Origin of the sequence: Aestuariibaculum sp. YM273 (assembly GCF_030908365.1) — a bacterium.
Classification (GTDB): Bacteria; Bacteroidota; Bacteroidia; order Flavobacteriales; family Flavobacteriaceae; genus Aestuariibaculum; species Aestuariibaculum marinum.
The window spans coordinates 625,112-641,148 of record NZ_CP133090.1; the positions used below are offsets into that span (position 1 = coordinate 625,112).

The window sequence follows — 16,037 nt, forward strand, 5'->3', positions numbered from 1 at the left end:
CATGATACGTAATAAAAAATATATATTCCTACTTGCTTTTGCGGCAATGGTCTTTGTAGGCTGTACTGAAGAGTATTTAGAGACAGCTCCAACCGATTCTATTTCTGAATCAACTGCGCTTTCTAACGAGGATAACATGTACCTTGTAGTTAACGGACTGCACAGAATGATGTATGGTCAAAACCAATTAACTGGTGGTACTTCTAGCCGTTCTGGTGAAAGTCACTTCTTACCAATGTTTGATGCTGTTGGTGGTAATATAATTCACTCTTCTCCGGGTAACGGATGGATGACATCAGATTTAAAATGGACTTCTCACACCAATGCCAATGCTACAACTGGTTTTAATCTTTGGTTTCAACGTTACCATTTTATTGAAGTAGCTAATGCCATCATTAATAAAGCGGCAGGTAGTAATTTCACCGAAACAGAAAAACTAAATAATGTTTTAGGACAAGCTTACGCTTACCGTGCATGGGCATACTGGAGATTAGTTACAACCTTCTCTAAAGGTTATCTAATTGGAAACCCTAGTACCGACCCAGGTGTACCTATCCTTTTAAATGAAGGAGCTCCATACGAAGGTGGTCCAAGAGGTACTGTTGAAGATGTTTACACTCAAATTTATTCAGACATTAATACCGCAATTTCCTATTTAGGAAAAGCGAGTGCTCCAGAAGACAAATCTCATATCTCAATAAATGCAGCATACGGAATAAAAGCACGTGTGGCTTTATCAAAAGGTGACTGGCAAATCGCAGCTGATAACGCAGCTTTAGCTAGAAACGGATACCCTTTACTTGATGAAAGCGGTTGGTTATCTGGATTTAATACCAACGATTTATCTGAAGTTATTTGGGGTGGTTACGTAATTGATACAGAAACCAATTACTATCAATCATACTTCTATTATGTTGCTTTCGCTTTCAACGGAAGTCAAAACAGAAGTAATCCTAAGTTAATCAGTAAAGAACTGTACGACAGAATCCCATCTACAGATTACAGAAACAAAGGATGGTTACCATTAGCACCGAACACAAACCCTGCAGCTTCTAACGATTTGGGAGGAAGTTATGAAACAGACCCGAATTATGATAATGCTGATGATTTTTGGGATGCATGGGAAGCAATCATTACGGAATACGGAGCTACTTCTGGACACAACACCCATCCTTATATGAATGTTAAGTTCAAACAAAAAAATCCAGGTGGCATCGATCCTGATGACGTTATTTACATGCGTTCTTCTGAAATGGTTTTAATTGAAGCCGAAGCTAAAGCCATGTTAAATGACGTTAGCGGTGCTCAAAATGCCTTAGACATCTTAGGTTCTGCAAGAGATTCTGCATTTGACAAAACAGCTTTTACTACGCAAGCCCAACTTATGGATGAAATTAAATGGCAAAGACGTGTTGAGTTATGGGGAGAAGGCTTTAGTTACCACGACAACATTAGATGGGACGAAGGTTTAGACCAAACAAATTCTGGTGCTTCAGAAGTACTTTATCAAGCTGGATTTATGCAAGACAAACCATCTGTTAACGACGACTGGATTTTCCAAATTCCACAAGATGAACTTGATGCAAATCCATTCTTAACCGAAGCAGACCAAAACTAAGGTTTAACTTAACACATTGAAATTATGAAAAAAACAATAAATATATTTTTACTAATAATCTCCTTTGTAGTGTTACAAAACTGTGATGAGGATCAATTTGAGTCATCACTTAATTATGTTTCATTTGGAGACACCACGTATTCTACAGGTGTAGACGTAGGAGGATCAAATACCATTGATGTATATGTTTATACATCATCAAAAGTAAGTTCTGATGTTACTTTTAATATTGAAGCTGATGCTTCTGGAGCTGCCGATGGTTCTTATAGCATCCCAACATCGGTTACTGTGCCTAGCGGAAGTAACGAAGGTAAATTTACCCTTACTTTATCTGACGTCGATTTAGGGATAGGTATTAACAGAATTGAATTAAGCTTCACTGATGTAGCGTCAGGATACGACAATGGAGGTTCTACTGCTGTAGAATACATCCAAAATTGTACAGAAGTTACGGGTACTTTAGATTTTGTTTTTGACACCTACTCTGATGAAACGTCTTGGGAAATAACAGATGCCCTTGGCGGGGTTGTCCTTTCAGGCGGACCATATGCTCGCAGCGCAGGTACAGCTTCAGAAAGTCTTACATTATGCTCAGGACGCGATTACACATTAACTATATTCGATGCTTATGGAGACGGTATGTTTGATGGTGCTAATTTAGGATCTTATACTCTATCTATTGATGGTGAAGTTAAAATCTCTAATGATGGTGAATTTGATGCTGAAGTATCTACCGCATTCGATACAAAGTAAAAATTAAAAACTTTGATTTTTTAAATTAAGGGAACTCTTTTAAAGGGTTCCCTTTTATTTTTAAAGGCAAATTTAAATAACAAAATCTGCGAGGGAATTGTCCAAAAACAAACGATAACAGTAGATAAATACAAAGCTTCTAAAAAAATTTTAACCTTAATTTATTGTTTATTTAACTTTTTATTTTGATTTTTGAACCTGACTAATTCAAATAATTATAAAATGAAAACAAAGTTTAGTGGAATTCTAACGCTATTACTAGCGTTTGTTGTGCAATTAACTTTCGCACAAGAAAAGACTATTTCAGGTACGGTTTCAGACAATTACGGTCTGCCTTTACCGGGAGCTACAGTCTTAGTAAAAGGTACGATGACAGGTACTTCTTCTGATTTCGACGGTAATTATTCTATCCAAGCAAGCCAAGGGTCTACTTTGGTTTTTAGCTTCGTAGGATACGGTTCTAAAGAAGTCGTTGTAGGTGCATCAAGTACTATTAATGTTACCTTAGAAGAAGATGCAGCAGCTCTGGAAGAAGTTGTTGTAACCGCATTTGGTCAAGCAAGACAAGCTAGATCTTTAGGTTATGCAGCAACTAAGGTTACAAGTGAAGAACTAACTGAGGTCGCCACAGCTAATCCTTTAGAAACCATGTCTGGTAAAATTGCCGGTGTAGACATTTCTGCTCCAGCACAACCAGGGGCTTCTACCAAAGTAATATTTAGAGGTTTTAGCTCCATCACTGGAAGTAATAATCCTTTATATGTTATAGATGGCTCGCCAATTCTAGACACCTCGAATAGTAGTGTAGGTAGTACAAGTTCTTTCGATGCTGGTTCTGGTATCAATGATATCGACCCAAATAACATTGAAAACATCAACTTCCTTAAAGGTGCGGCAGCAACTGCTCTTTACGGTTCTCGAGGAGCTAATGGTGTTATTTTAATCACAACCAAGAAAGGAAAAAACAAATTAAGAGTAAATATTTCTTCTTCAGTAGACTTTTCTGAAGTGGCTAGAGTTACACATACTCAACAAGAATTTGGACAAGGATGGAATGGTTTATCTTATTCTTCGGTTATCGGGGAAGGTAGTTTAGCTGCCAGTAATGAGAATGGATCATGGGGAGCGCCTTTTAACGGCGAAGTAAGACCTTGGGGTAGAATTATTGACAATTCTCAATTAATTAAACCATATGTTGCTCTAGAAGATAACGTTAGAGATTTTTACGATGTTGGTCATGCCTATAACAACTCTGTTTCTATATCAGGTGGTGGAGAAAAATCAGATGTATCGTTTACTTATTCTAGAGTTGACGTTGATGGTATTTTCCCAACAGATGGCGATAGTTTTATAAAAAACAATTTTGGTGTTAATGCCGGTATCGGTTCAGACAAATTTAAAGTTCGTGTTAGTGGAAACTATGCGCACAAAGAACAAAAGGCTATTCCAACAGGTCAAGGAGATGATGCTGGTTTTGGTAAATCTTTAACTCAAGAAGTAATTCAAATGCCTGTGGACTTAAGTATTGTTGATATGGCTGATCAATCACTAATTTTCAATACTCCTAGTTACTTCTTTACACCTTACGCATCAAACCCTTACACAACTTTGGTTAACAACAATGTAGCTATTAAAAAAGATCGTTTCTTCGGTAATGTTAACTTCACATATCAATTCTCTGATGATTTCTCTGCTAGTTACCAAGTAAGTACAGATATTGATAACGAAAGTGTAAAACGTTGGGGTGCTATTGTTGATTACATTCCGGGTTCTCCTCAAGATAATGCTGCAGCTAACGGTGTAGTTGGTTCTGTTCAAGAATCAAAATATACTAACCGTCAATTTGATACATATTTAAACTTAAATTACGGAAAAGATTTAACAGAAAACCTAAGACTTGATGCGTTGGTTGGTTTTAACTATAATGAAAGAAACGGTGACCTATTAAGTGTAACAGTTAAGGGTCTAGACTTACCTAATTATTATGAGTTAGCAAATTCAGCAGCAACTCCTACGTTAGTACAAAGTGATTATTTAAGAAGAGTATTTGGTGTGTATAGCCAAGTAGAATTAGGGTTCTTAGAAAGATATTTCTTAACTATTACAGCAAGAAATGATAGTTCTTCTACGCTTCCTCTTGAAAACAACTCGTACTTCTATCCTTCTGCTTCCCTTGCAGCGATATTACTAGACAGTGGTAGTACTTTCGCAAAATTAAGAGGAAGTTGGGCTAGAATTGGTAATGATACAGGAATGTACCAGGTACTATCAACAGCAGGTCAATCGGCAAATGATGCCTACTTTGGCCAAATAACATATCCTTTCGGAGGAGTTAATGCTTATGAAATTTTCGGACGTATTGAAAACCAAAGTTTAAAACCTGAAATTACTGATGAAATCGAGTTAGGTTTAGAGTTAGGTTTATTTAACAGACGTATTACACTAGACGCAACTTATTACAACAGAAAAACAAAAGACTTAATTGTTGACCTTCCTATTGCTCGTTCAACAGGATACAGTACGATTACAGGTAACTATGCTGACTTAACTAACAAAGGTGTTGAGTTATTGTTATCAGCTAAACCAATCGTATCAGACAATTTCCAATGGGAAATCAACTATACATTTACCAAAAATGACAATGAAGTAACCAAAGTAAACAACGACGACGGTAAAGTATCTGTTTACAATGCTTATAACATTAACTTCTATGCTGAGGAAGGTAAACCACTTGGAACATTTTATGGTCCTGCTCCAGCGAAAAATGATGATGGTGCTTATATTGTTGATCCAAATACTGGATACTATACATATGACGGTACAGAAGTAGAATTAGGAAATTCTCAAAGAGATTTTATCATGGGTCTTAAAAATACCCTAACTTACAAGAACTTCCGTTTTAACATGAGTTGGGACTGGAAAGAAGGTGGGCAAATGTATTCTTACACCAAACGTCTTAATTATTTCGTAGGTAACGGTGTAGAAACTACATATAACGACAGAAACCCTTGGATTGTTCCTAATTCAGTTGTTCCTGATGGTAATGGTGGTTATGTTGAAAACACAACAGCTGTTGATTTCGAATCTGTAACTGGCTTCTACAATACACAAAGAAACTCCGCTATTGAAGGAGATAATATTATCGATAAAACATTTATTCGTTTAAGAGATGCTTCACTTTCTTACAGCTTTCCTTCGAAAATGATTAGTGATTTAAACTTAAGTAGTTTAACTTTCTCTGTTTACGGAAAGAATTTATTCCTATGGACTCCTTCTGATAACTCTTATATTGACCCTGAAACAACAACTTACGGTCGAGGAATTCGTAGTGAATTTGGAGAGTTTGCGACTAACCCTTCACAAAGATCTTATGGAGCTAGTGTTAAAATAGGATTTTAATTAAAAAAAAATATAAAATGAAAAATACATATAGAAAAATATCTAGTCTCTTTATGACTGCCGTTGTTGTATTCTTTATGGGATGTGACACAGATTTAGATATTAATACAGATCCGGATTTGTTAGCACCTGATGCCGTACCAATGGCTTCTGAATTACCTGCTGCATTAACAGGTATTGCTGGTAGTGCAGGATCTTATTTTGCAATTTTTGGAGGATTTTGGAGTCAATATTGGACGCAAAGTGCCGTTGCTAATCAGTACAAACAAATTGATGATTATTCATTAAACACGACCGATAACATGATTAATGGAGCTTGGTCTTCAATGTTTGATGCTTTAACAGATGTTAGAAATATTAAAGCAAATGCTTTAGCCGAAGAAAATTGGAACTATTATTTAATAGCAACGACTTTAGAAGTATATGCAAATCAAATTTTAATTGACTTTTATGGCTCTATTCCTTATGCAGAAGCAAATAATACTGCTATTTTAAACCCTGCATTCAATACAGCTGAAGAAGTTTACGATTTGATGGTTTCGGACTTAAAAGGAGCTTTAAGTAAAGATTTATCTGCTTCTCCAATCGATAACGCTCCAGGAGACACGGATTTTGTCTTTGAAGGTGATATGGATGAATGGAAAGCATTTGCGAACACAATGCTTTTAAAGTTATACTTAAGACAGTCTGAAGTTCGCCCTTCTGTTGCTCAAAGCGGAATTACAACTTTAATGAACTCTGGTGCAACTTTCCTATCTTCAGATGCTGCAATTACTCAATTTACAGACGAGGATAGTAAAAGTAACCCATTATATGAAACTGATAGACGTCAACTAAATGTTGCTACAAACTTAAGAGCGAGTACAACAATGGGAAGCTTCTTACAAGCAAATTCAGATACCAGGTTAAGTTATTTTTATGATGGCACAAGTTTTCAAAATCAAGGGGATTTTGAAGATGGTTCATCTACTTCGTCTGTAGTAGAATTAGCACCTGAAGATCCTTACTACTTTATGTCTTTAGCAGAAAGCTTATTTTTACAAGCTGAAGCAAGAGTAAGATACATGGGAGGTAATGGAGCTCAAGCTTTATACGAGGCTGGATTAACTGCAGCTTTTGATCAATGGGGTGAAGATGCAAGCTCATTTATTTCAGGAGCTTATGCTTACCCTAACGGAACAGATGCAGAAAATATTGAAGCAATTGTGGTTCAAAAATGGGTATCTCTATTCCCAGGAAACGGATTCGAAGCCTTCTTCGAACACAACAGAACAGGTTATCCTCAAGAATCAGCTGTAAGTCAATCTGAGTTGTCATACGTACCAGGCCAATTCGCATATTCTGTAGAAGGTCTTACTGGAGGTTTATTTCCAAAAAGACTTGAGTATCCTCAAGATGAAAGCCAAAGAAATTCGAATGCACCGAATACTGTAATTAAAATTACAGAACCGGTTTGGTATGATGTAAACTAATTTAAAAAAGATTTAAATGAAAAAGTATAGTATAATATTTTTAGCTCTATTAGGAGCGCTTACGTTCTCCTGTGACGTTGAAAGCACAGATGATGTTTCTCAGATTACGGTGTACCCTGAGTTAACTATAAATGGTGACGCCTTAGTATATTCTGAAGTTGGTCAACCGTTTAATGACCCTGGAGCTAACGCTTCTGTTGGTGGATCTGCTATTGAATATTCCACATCTGGTGACCTTGACACCACTACACCTGGATTTTACACCATTACTTATGCTGCTGCCAATTCAGATGGATTTGAAGCAACAGCATCAAGAACAGTCATTATATATGAAAATGATGGTAGTGTAGCCGGTGTTTATGATGGCATTAGAATCAGTAGAGGATTTGGAGGACCAATATTAATATCTTCTAGAGGTGATGGTGATTTTAATATTTCTGACCTTATGGGAGGATATTATGAGTTTGGTGTTGGATATGGTAACGCATATGCATTCCCTGCAATCATCAGTGTTGATGTTGCTGGAGGCACAGTAACTTCTGCTGCTGGTGGCGCTGGCGGTTTCGGACCTTGTTCTTTAACTAACGGTGTTGTTAGCTCTGATGGAAAAGAAATGACATGGACAGCAACACTTACTGATTATGCCTTTGGATTTGATGTTAAAATGACCAAAGTAACTCCTTAATTAATAACAATGATAGATATGAAAACAATAAAACAATATATAGCCATTCCGTTACTAACTTTATTTTTAGTGACGTCGTTTGTATCATGTGATGAAGTAGAAGATCCTAATCCAGGTGGTACAGCTGTTGAAAAAATGGCTGGCGATTGGTATGTTCAAACATTTGTAGGAGAAAACCTTGCTTTAGATTACCAATTAATTTCTACTTATAATACAGCAGCGAATACAGATGAAATGTGGGTTGATGATCATCAACACATCTGGTGGTTTAAATCTAAAACGCCTGTAAATATCAGTGATATGTCTTTTGCCGGTACAGATTTAGAAAGTAGTGTTGATGGCTACGATATAACTGTAACCATTACAAATGGTAAAGTTACTCAAGGAGACACTGAAACTTCTGGAGGAAACATGACAGATGGTATCTCTTTTGACATTGAATTCTCTGATGACCCTGGTACTATTTACACCATTAAAGGCTATAAAAGAACCGGATTTGCAGAAGATGAACATTAAAATTGTATAAGCAAATTTTATGATAATTAATAAATAAAGCTGCCATATGGCAGCTTTATTTTTACAAAACTATTCATACAAACCAATGAAACCATTTTTTATCACCCTCCTACTTTATTTATTTCTTTGTTCTTGTTCTAATGACAATAACGTCCCAATAGAACCAAATATTCCCGAAGAAGAAATTGATATCCCTTCAACAAATACAGTGGGAGTAACGCAAAAAAAGCTTAAAGTTTTTGACGGCTACACACTTTTTACTTCTTCAAAATCTACAGACACCTACCTTATTAACAATTGCGGTCAGGTCATTAACAAATGGACTAGTAAATACAAATCAGGAAAGTCTGTCTATCTCTTAGAAAATGGATCTATTCTTAGAGCTGGTGAAATACTAAATGAAAATATTGCTATTGGGGGGATTGGCGGCGCTATTGAGATAAAAGATTGGAATGATAACTTGATCTGGAGTTATGAATATTCATCTGATCAATTTAGTCATCATCATGATGCTATTCCATTGAAGAATGGAAACATCCTATTATTAATCGCTACACGCAAAAATTTACAGGAATGTATTGATGCAGGACGAGATCCGGAAACGTTAACCGATTCTGAATTATACAATGAACAGATAATTGAGATTGAACCGATTGGAAATAACGCAATAAACATCGTTTGGGAATGGAATATTTGGGACCATTTAGTACAAGATTTTGATTCAACAAAAGCGAATTTTGGAACTATTAGTGAAAACCCACAACTAATGGACATAAATTACATAGGAAGGTACAATGGAAAAGCCGATTGGCTACATGCAAATTCTATTCAATACAATGAAGATTTAGATGAGATTATTATAAGTTTCCAAGGGACAAGCGAATTTATGATTATTGATCATTCAACCACTAGCTTAGAAGCTGCTTCCAGTAGTGGAGGTAAAAAAGGCAAAGGGGGAGATATATTATACCGATGGGGAAATCCGGCAGTATACCAATTAGGGACAGAAAATGACAGAACCCTTTATGGTCAACATTACCCACACTGGATTCCAAATAATTATTCAGACGGAGGCAAAATTTTGGTTTTTAACAATGGGCTTGACAGAGAATCACCTGTTGCTTATTCATCGGTTGATCTTATTAGCCCAACCAAAGACAACAATGGTAATTACAGCTTTACCGATGGGTTACCCTTTGCTCCAAAACAACCCGAATGGCAATATAAAAATATTGGTTCCTTCCTCTCAGAAATTATATCAAGCGCACAAAGGCTACCAAACGGTAATACCTTAATATGCGAAGGGCAACGTGGACATTTTTTCGAAATAAATACTAATGATGAGATTATATGGGAATATGTTAATCCTGAATCTGGATCAGGTATTCTAAAACAAGGGGATGAAGGTGTTGATAACGCTGTTTTCAGAGCATTCAAATATTCAACCAATTATCCTGCCTTCAAAAATAAAACTTTAACGCCTGGTTCACCTATTGAGTTAGACCCCAATTTGGGCAATTGTATGTAACCCTATATATTATGAAACCGTCCTATTTTTAGGATGGTTTTTTTTATACCTTTGCGCCATGCAAGAACAAACACAAATATTTGGTATTAGAGCCATCATAGAAGCTATAAATGCAGGCGAAACAATTGATAAAGTATTCCTTCAAAAAGGATTAAAAGGTGACTTGTTTTCCGAATTAGAATTTGTACTACGTCAACATTCTATTAATTCATCGTATGTTCCTGTTGAAAAATTAAATCGTCTTACCAAAGGCAATCATCAAGGAGCCGTTGCTCAAATTTCACCTATCGCTTTTCACGATTTAGAAAACTTAGTGATGCAAGTAACCGAATCTGGTAAAACACCACTATTCCTTTTATTAGATCAGTTAAGTGACGTTCGTAATTTCGGTGCTATTATCCGTACGGCGGAATGTACCGGCGTTGATGGTATTATTATTCAGAAGAAAGGTGGTGCCCCTGTAAATGGCGATACCATTAAAACCAGTGCTGGTGCCGTTTTTAAAATTCCAATCTGTAAGGTAGACCACATTAAAGACGCGGTTTTCTATATGCAGGCATCAGGTATTAAAGTTGTTGCTGCCACCGAGAAAACAAACGAAACCCTCTACGATGTAGATTTTACTGAACCTTGTGCTATAATTATGGGGTCTGAAGATCGCGGTATCAATCCATCTACTTTAAAAGTAGTTGATGCTAAAGCTAAATTACCTTTATTGGGTGAAATAGGGTCGTTAAATGTATCTGTTGCTTGTGGTGCATTTTTATACGAAGCCGTTAGACAACGTTTAAAGTAAACTAATTTTCCTCGTTTTTCTGCTCTTTGTATGAGTAACTGATAATAATGGACTCTTGCTCCTCTTCTACTTCAGGTTCAATATGTTCTATAAAATTGCCATTCTCATCAAAATGTTTTAAAAACGGATCATCATCTTCGTTATAATCGGGTTGTTCCCAAACGTATTTTTTAGGCTTGGCAATCGACTTTTTAAAAATAAAAGCAAATAACAAACCTGTAATTAAACCTGACAAATGTCCTTCCCAGGAAATACCTTTCTCTATTGGCATGGTATACCAAATCATACTTCCATAAAGAAAGACGACCAAAAGGGATAATGCAATCAACCGGTAGTGCTTAGCAAAAACACCTTTAAAAAATATAAAACTCACTAACACATATATAAGTCCGCTGGCTCCAATATGATAGGATGGTCGACCTATACACCATGTTAAAAAACCAGAAACAAGAATACCATAACCAAGAACTTTCCAAGCGATTGGCCTGTAGAAATAAAATAAGGCAGTACTAAGTACCAATAAAGGCACCGAATTATGCGCTAAGTGCTTTATGCTTCCGTGAATCAACGGACTAAATAAAACACCTCTCAACCCTTTTAGACTTTGTGGATAGATTCCATATTTACTCAACCGGAATCCAAAACGCACCTCTGCCCAAAATATCACCCAAATAAAAAGCACAAAAAATAAAGGGTAAGCGATAACACCCGTTGAAAAATGGAAATGTTTGTGTGTCTTCATTGTACTAAATATAGCAAATAGTTCTCCAATATTATACTTAGTGCTAAAATGGCAGACCTCTTGGGTAAGGTATAGAAGCAGTTTCCTTTTTAATATGAAAAAATATAGCCCATCGACTGCACTCAGGATAGAATACGCGGCCGACTTTGCTTTTTTGCAAGGTCACAGCAAAAACTTAAAAATTTCCTTTAATTTTACAGTCATGAATGAACCTTTAGCAGAACGTTTAAGACCAAAAACCTTAAAAGACTACGTTAGCCAGACACATCTGGTTGGCGAGCATGGCGTTTTAACCAATCAAATAAAACAAGGCTTAATCCCTTCCATGATTTTTTGGGGACCACCAGGTATTGGAAAAACCACGCTTGCAAATATCATTGCGACAGAATCGGGCCGACCATTTTATACCTTAAGTGCCATAAGTTCTGGTGTAAAAGATGTTCGAGAAGTCATTGATAAAGCCAAACAAAGCGGAGGACTGTTTACAACAAAAAACCCTATTTTATTTATCGATGAGATTCATCGTTTTAGTAAATCGCAACAGGATTCGTTACTTCAAGCGGTTGAAAAAGGCTGGGTAACCCTAATTGGTGCTACAACTGAAAATCCAAGTTTTGAAGTAATTTCGGCATTACTATCACGTTGTCAGGTCTATATTTTAAAACCTTTTGAAAAAGCCGATTTAGAAACACTTTTACAACGTGCCATTAATGAAGACGTCCAGCTATCAGAGAAAAAAATAACGCTTAAAGAAACTAATGCGCTTTTGAAACTCTCTGGTGGCGACGCCAGAAAATTACTTAATATATTTGAACTCATCATCAATTCAGAGGAATCAGATAATATTATTATTACTGACGATAGTGTCTTACAAAAGGTTCAGAACAACACGGTTCGTTACGATAAAACCGGCGACCAGCACTACGATATTATTTCTGCTTTTATAAAATCAATTCGTGGTAGTGACCCAAATGGTGCTGTATACTGGTTAGCCAGAATGATTGAAGGCGGTGAAGATGAAAAGTTTATCGCCCGCCGATTGTTAATATCAGCCAGTGAAGATATTGGCAATGCCAACCCCACAGCACTGGTTATTGCGAATAATACTTTTCAGGCAGTTTCAACCATTGGTTATCCTGAATCGCGTATTATTTTAAGTCAGTGTGCAACATATTTAGCATGCTCACCAAAAAGTAATGCTGCCTATACAGCTATTGGTAAGGCGCAACAAATCGTAAAACAAACCGGGGATTTATCGGTGCCTTTAGATATTAGAAATGCACCTACCAAACTTATGAAAGAATTAGGTTATGGCGATAACTATAAGTACGCCCATAACTACGAAAACAACTTTGCGCCTCAGGAGTTTTTACCTGATGAAATTAAAAATACTAAATTTTACGAACCTGGTAATAATGCTCGAGAAAATGCGCATCGCGAATTTTTAAAACAACGATGGAAAGATAAATATGGGTATTAACCCGATAAAAAAAGGGAACCAATTGGTTCCCTTTTTTATTTTTATGATTTGATTTAGAACTTAATATTAAGCTCTTTCTGTTTTGTACCTTCTGATGTATTATACTCAATAACCCAAGTATCTCCTTTTTTATAAATAATGGCATTTTCACCGTTTACCATATATAAATTAGGCTGTGCCGTTTTAGTAATTTTATAAACCACCTTAGGTGTTGCATCTACTAACTGATAGCCATTTTCTATTTCCTGAGCATACAACACACTATTCATAACCTCTTTAACTTCTGCTTCCATCGTTTTTCCTTCCTTAGCCGTTTCTACTTTTTCAGCAGCAACAACCGGAACTACAGCAACATTAGCGGCCTGTTGGGCCTCCTTTTCTTTTAAAGCTTGAATTTCATTTTTTAATTCCTGTATTTCCTGATTTGTATTTGTCGCTGCCACGACTGTAGTGGTTGCGGTAGCCGCTAAGTTTGGCTCATACTTGTAATTCAATGCTTCAATATCGGTAAAAGCATCTCTTAAAGCCTCAGTATAAGCTCTGTAAAAATCCTTTTCACGACTCTCCCCCACTTTTGTAGTGTATACCACGGCATCATTACAATCTTTTAGCTCTATTGTTAATTTAGTTTTAAATAACCCAGGATCTTTCATTGCATCAGATTTAAGGGCTAAACAACGATTCTTAACCAAATCGTCTGGGTAGGCTTCCCCTTCCTTTAAAGCTGTAAATCCATATTTTTCAAATAAAAATTGGGTTAACGAATTCAATTGATACTGATCTTTTTCTTTTAAAAAATCATATTTATTAGGAACGATAACATATTTATAAGCGTTTAAATTGGTCTGCGCAAACAAACTCCCCGCCACTAAACACATTACTAAAAGCGATAAAAATTTAGTTTTCATTGTTGTAATATCTAATTTAATTGAAATTATAAATCTCGTATACATTATTGTTTTTGATAATTGAGTAAATATACGTTTTGTTATTTACTTCTATTTTTTGAAACGTAAAAAATATTAAAATCGCATAATTTGAAACGTTATAAATATTTTTTTAACTCCAATAAGTTTTTCACTTGTTTTAAATGCACTTCGACTTCCTTATTAAATTCATTGAAATAAATAACATCCATACCTATCCCCAAAGCACCTAGAATATCGGCTTCAAAACCATCGCCTATCATGATGCTTTTTTCTACAGAGGTATTGGCCTGTTTTATGGCATGATGAAATATTTTAGGGTTTGGCTTTTTAACACCAACAGTCTCTCCGTTGGTTACTGTTTTAAAAAAGTGATCGATATTTGACTTAATAAGTTTTTTAGTTTGAACCTCTTCAAACCCATTCGATAGGATGTGTAAATTATAATTAACCGACAAATACTCTAAAATTTCAACCGTATTATCAAACAAAAAATTATGATCGGTTAAATACGTTATATAATCTTCTGCTAACTGATGAATAACTTCTTCCGCTACCATCACATTTAATGCGTTAAACGTATCGTTTAATCTTCCGAAGCGCATAAAAGCCTTATCCACTTTTTCATCACGATATAACTTCCAGTATTGTAAGTTAATCGCTTTATAATGAGTTAAAAACTCCTGTAAATCGACCTCAACTTGATTTAATTTTAAAATTTTTCCAAAAGCCAATTCGGAGTTCCTGTCGAAATCCCACAACGTATGATCTAAATCAAAAAATATATCTGTAATACCGTTAATCTTCATCTGGAGAATCTAAAATAATATTGAATAATTCTTTAAAACCTTTCCATCGTTCTACATCACTAAACGTATAATTATGAAATACCGGTATAAATTCTCCTTTCACCTTTTTAACTTCACGAATTATTTTATTTAAGGCCTTCTTTTTATCTAACAACGAATGCTGCTTGAGTAAGGTATAATCCATAAGGTGATACGAATTAATTTTTAAAGGTGTTTGCACTTCATAATCTAGATCGTAAAACAGAAAAGGGGTGCAGGTGCCCGCGCGAAAGCCCATGTAATTGACATATCCCATAGTGTAGTCTTCTAAAATCTCATGTTCTATCAAGTTTCTGTAAGATTCAGGAAGGTTTAATTTTGAAAATGACTGACGAGATGCCTTCAGAGGCACATTTAAAATATCTTCTATGCGCATCTTTTCCTTCTTTAACACCTCGGAATTTTCGAGCGCAAAATAAGAGGCCTTTAGCCCGACATAACAATAATCGGCAACATGCTTTATAAGTGACACAAAGTGTTTGCTGTTGGGATTGGTACCTTTATCGTAAGTTGAAAAGTCTCCTAATAAGAAGAAAAACAAAAACTTATAGTTACTCTGCTTCTGTTTATTTATAATATATTTAAAGGTATCGTAAGGATCATGTTGTAAACCGAATTTCACCATAAACCTATTGTAAAGCGCTTTAAATTTTAGCTGAAACAATTCCTTTAATGTTCCGCCAACACCACGCATCACCCCTTTTAATTTAAAATGGTATGCTGTTGGCACATCTATAATGGGCTTGATACTGTATTTGCGATCAGGAAAACTAAAATCTTCAAACTGTAGCTGAAGTGCTTCTCTGAATTTAAATGCCCAGATATCTACAACCGGTTGTTCTAAAAATCCATTCTTATAAGCTATACTTTCGGTTGCTAAAAACCGGCCATATTCATCTTTTACATGTGGCAAATACTCTTCGTATCGCGATAACAAATAAAAGGATGCTGCAAAAATATCGAACGGAATAGCACTTTTATCGCCTGCTGAAAAGAAACTCTTAGTCTCTTCCCAAGGTTGTACATTCACCTCTACATCGCTTAAACCCTGTTCAAACAACATATCATGACTTTTAATAAAAAACTCGTTACCCAACTGTTGTTTGGTATACGACATTTTTAAACTATCATGCGCAATGAAGCTTTCTATCTGTGTTGTAAAATCGACCTCAACACCTAAAATACGCGTACATATATGTTTAAAAACATACTTTAAACGTGGTGTTATTTTATGTGTATAAATTAAAAGCATACGTAATAGCGAGCAGTATTTA

13 protein-coding genes are annotated in these 16,037 nt (G+C 35.7%); 9 read left to right on the forward strand and 4 right to left on the reverse strand.

Annotated features, from left to right (window positions below; translation table 11 throughout):
• Position 1 precedes the first annotated feature (1 nt).
• The 8 genes from RBH94_RS02770 (at position 2) to rlmB (ending at position 10,767) form a co-directional block, all read left to right on the forward strand.
• Positions 2-1,618, forward strand: coding sequence for a RagB/SusD family nutrient uptake outer membrane protein (locus RBH94_RS02770; protein ID WP_307882260.1), 1,617 nt, complete (start codon positions 2-4; stop codon positions 1,616-1,618).
• 24 nt (positions 1,619-1,642) lie between these two features.
• A complete protein-coding gene (locus RBH94_RS02775; protein ID WP_307882261.1) occupies positions 1,643-2,371 on the forward strand; it encodes a hypothetical protein in 729 nt (242 codons plus the stop codon).
• A gap of 222 nt (positions 2,372-2,593) precedes the next feature.
• Positions 2,594-5,770 (forward strand): SusC/RagA family TonB-linked outer membrane protein, encoded by a 3,177-nt coding sequence (locus tag RBH94_RS02780; RefSeq protein ID WP_307882262.1) that lies wholly within the window; start codon positions 2,594-2,596, stop codon positions 5,768-5,770.
• A 17-nt stretch (positions 5,771-5,787) separates the two neighbouring features.
• Positions 5,788-7,242: a SusD/RagB family nutrient-binding outer membrane lipoprotein gene (locus RBH94_RS02785; protein WP_307882263.1), complete on the forward strand. Its 1,455-nt coding sequence runs from the start codon at positions 5,788-5,790 to the stop codon at positions 7,240-7,242.
• 16 nt (positions 7,243-7,258) lie between these two features.
• Positions 7,259-7,927 carry an immunoglobulin-like domain-containing protein gene (locus tag RBH94_RS02790; RefSeq protein ID WP_307882264.1) on the forward strand — a complete coding sequence of 223 codons (669 nt, stop codon included), beginning with the start codon at positions 7,259-7,261 and terminating at the stop codon, positions 7,925-7,927.
• An 18-nt stretch (positions 7,928-7,945) separates the two neighbouring features.
• On the forward strand, positions 7,946-8,443 hold the full coding sequence (locus tag RBH94_RS02795; RefSeq protein ID WP_307882265.1) for a lipid-binding protein: 498 nt from the start codon (positions 7,946-7,948) through the stop codon (positions 8,441-8,443).
• Between the two features lie 46 nt (positions 8,444-8,489).
• Positions 8,490-9,971 carry an aryl-sulfate sulfotransferase gene (locus RBH94_RS02800; protein ID WP_307882266.1) on the forward strand — a complete coding sequence of 494 codons (1,482 nt, stop codon included), beginning with the start codon at positions 8,490-8,492 and terminating at the stop codon, positions 9,969-9,971.
• 58 nt (positions 9,972-10,029) lie between these two features.
• Positions 10,030-10,767 (forward strand): 23S rRNA (guanosine(2251)-2'-O)-methyltransferase RlmB, encoded by a 738-nt coding sequence (gene rlmB / locus RBH94_RS02805; protein ID WP_307882267.1) that lies wholly within the window; start codon positions 10,030-10,032, stop codon positions 10,765-10,767.
• Position 10,768: 1 nt separating this feature from the next.
• Here rlmB and RBH94_RS02810 read toward each other — a convergent pair whose 3' ends face one another.
• Positions 10,769-11,509: a rhomboid family intramembrane serine protease gene (locus RBH94_RS02810; protein WP_307882268.1), complete on the reverse strand. Its 741-nt coding sequence runs from the start codon at positions 11,507-11,509 to the stop codon at positions 10,769-10,771.
• Between the two features lie 202 nt (positions 11,510-11,711).
• Between RBH94_RS02810 and RBH94_RS02815 the strand changes: the two genes are divergently transcribed.
• Positions 11,712-12,989 carry a replication-associated recombination protein A gene (locus tag RBH94_RS02815; protein ID WP_307882269.1) on the forward strand — a complete coding sequence of 426 codons (1,278 nt, stop codon included), beginning with the start codon at positions 11,712-11,714 and terminating at the stop codon, positions 12,987-12,989.
• Between the two features lie 53 nt (positions 12,990-13,042).
• Here the strand turns inward: RBH94_RS02815 and RBH94_RS02820 are convergent, their stop codons facing one another.
• The 3 genes from RBH94_RS02820 to RBH94_RS02830 form a co-directional block, all read right to left on the reverse strand.
• A complete protein-coding gene (locus tag RBH94_RS02820) occupies positions 13,043-13,897 on the reverse strand; it encodes a hypothetical protein (protein ID WP_307882270.1) in 855 nt (284 codons plus the stop codon).
• Between the two features lie 137 nt (positions 13,898-14,034).
• A complete protein-coding gene (locus tag RBH94_RS02825) occupies positions 14,035-14,724 on the reverse strand; it encodes a YjjG family noncanonical pyrimidine nucleotidase (protein WP_307882271.1) in 690 nt (229 codons plus the stop codon).
• Entirely contained in the window at positions 14,714-16,015 is a 1,302-nt protein-coding gene (locus RBH94_RS02830; RefSeq protein ID WP_307882272.1) for a polysaccharide deacetylase family protein, read from the reverse strand. Before RBH94_RS02830 ends, RBH94_RS02825 begins: the two co-directional genes overlap by 11 nt.
• Between the last annotated feature and the right edge of the window lie 22 nt (positions 16,016-16,037).

What these genes read in the sequence shown, in the direction of transcription:
- RBH94_RS02825 (WP_307882271.1), bottom strand. Translation starts at nt 14,724, where the DNA reads ATGAAGATTAACGGTATTACAGATATATTTTTTGATTTAGATCATACG.
- RBH94_RS02800 (WP_307882266.1), top strand. Translation starts at nt 8,490, where the DNA reads ATGGCAGCTTTATTTTTACAAAACTATTCATACAAACCAATGAAACCA.
- RBH94_RS02770 (WP_307882260.1), top strand. Translation starts at nt 2, where the DNA reads ATGATACGTAATAAAAAATATATATTCCTACTTGCTTTTGCGGCAATG.
- RBH94_RS02795 (WP_307882265.1), top strand. Translation starts at nt 7,946, where the DNA reads ATGAAAACAATAAAACAATATATAGCCATTCCGTTACTAACTTTATTT.
- RBH94_RS02820 (WP_307882270.1), bottom strand. Translation starts at nt 13,897, where the DNA reads ATGAAAACTAAATTTTTATCGCTTTTAGTAATGTGTTTAGTGGCGGGG.
- RBH94_RS02785 (WP_307882263.1), top strand. Translation starts at nt 5,788, where the DNA reads ATGAAAAATACATATAGAAAAATATCTAGTCTCTTTATGACTGCCGTT.
- RBH94_RS02815 (WP_307882269.1), top strand. Translation starts at nt 11,712, where the DNA reads ATGAATGAACCTTTAGCAGAACGTTTAAGACCAAAAACCTTAAAAGAC.
- RBH94_RS02810 (WP_307882268.1), bottom strand. Translation starts at nt 11,509, where the DNA reads ATGAAGACACACAAACATTTCCATTTTTCAACGGGTGTTATCGCTTAC.
- RBH94_RS02775 (WP_307882261.1), top strand. Translation starts at nt 1,643, where the DNA reads ATGAAAAAAACAATAAATATATTTTTACTAATAATCTCCTTTGTAGTG.
- RBH94_RS02780 (WP_307882262.1), top strand. Translation starts at nt 2,594, where the DNA reads ATGAAAACAAAGTTTAGTGGAATTCTAACGCTATTACTAGCGTTTGTT.
- rlmB (WP_307882267.1), top strand. Translation starts at nt 10,030, where the DNA reads ATGCAAGAACAAACACAAATATTTGGTATTAGAGCCATCATAGAAGCT.
- RBH94_RS02830 (WP_307882272.1), bottom strand. Translation starts at nt 16,015, where the DNA reads ATGCTTTTAATTTATACACATAAAATAACACCACGTTTAAAGTATGTT.
- RBH94_RS02790 (WP_307882264.1), top strand. Translation starts at nt 7,259, where the DNA reads ATGAAAAAGTATAGTATAATATTTTTAGCTCTATTAGGAGCGCTTACG.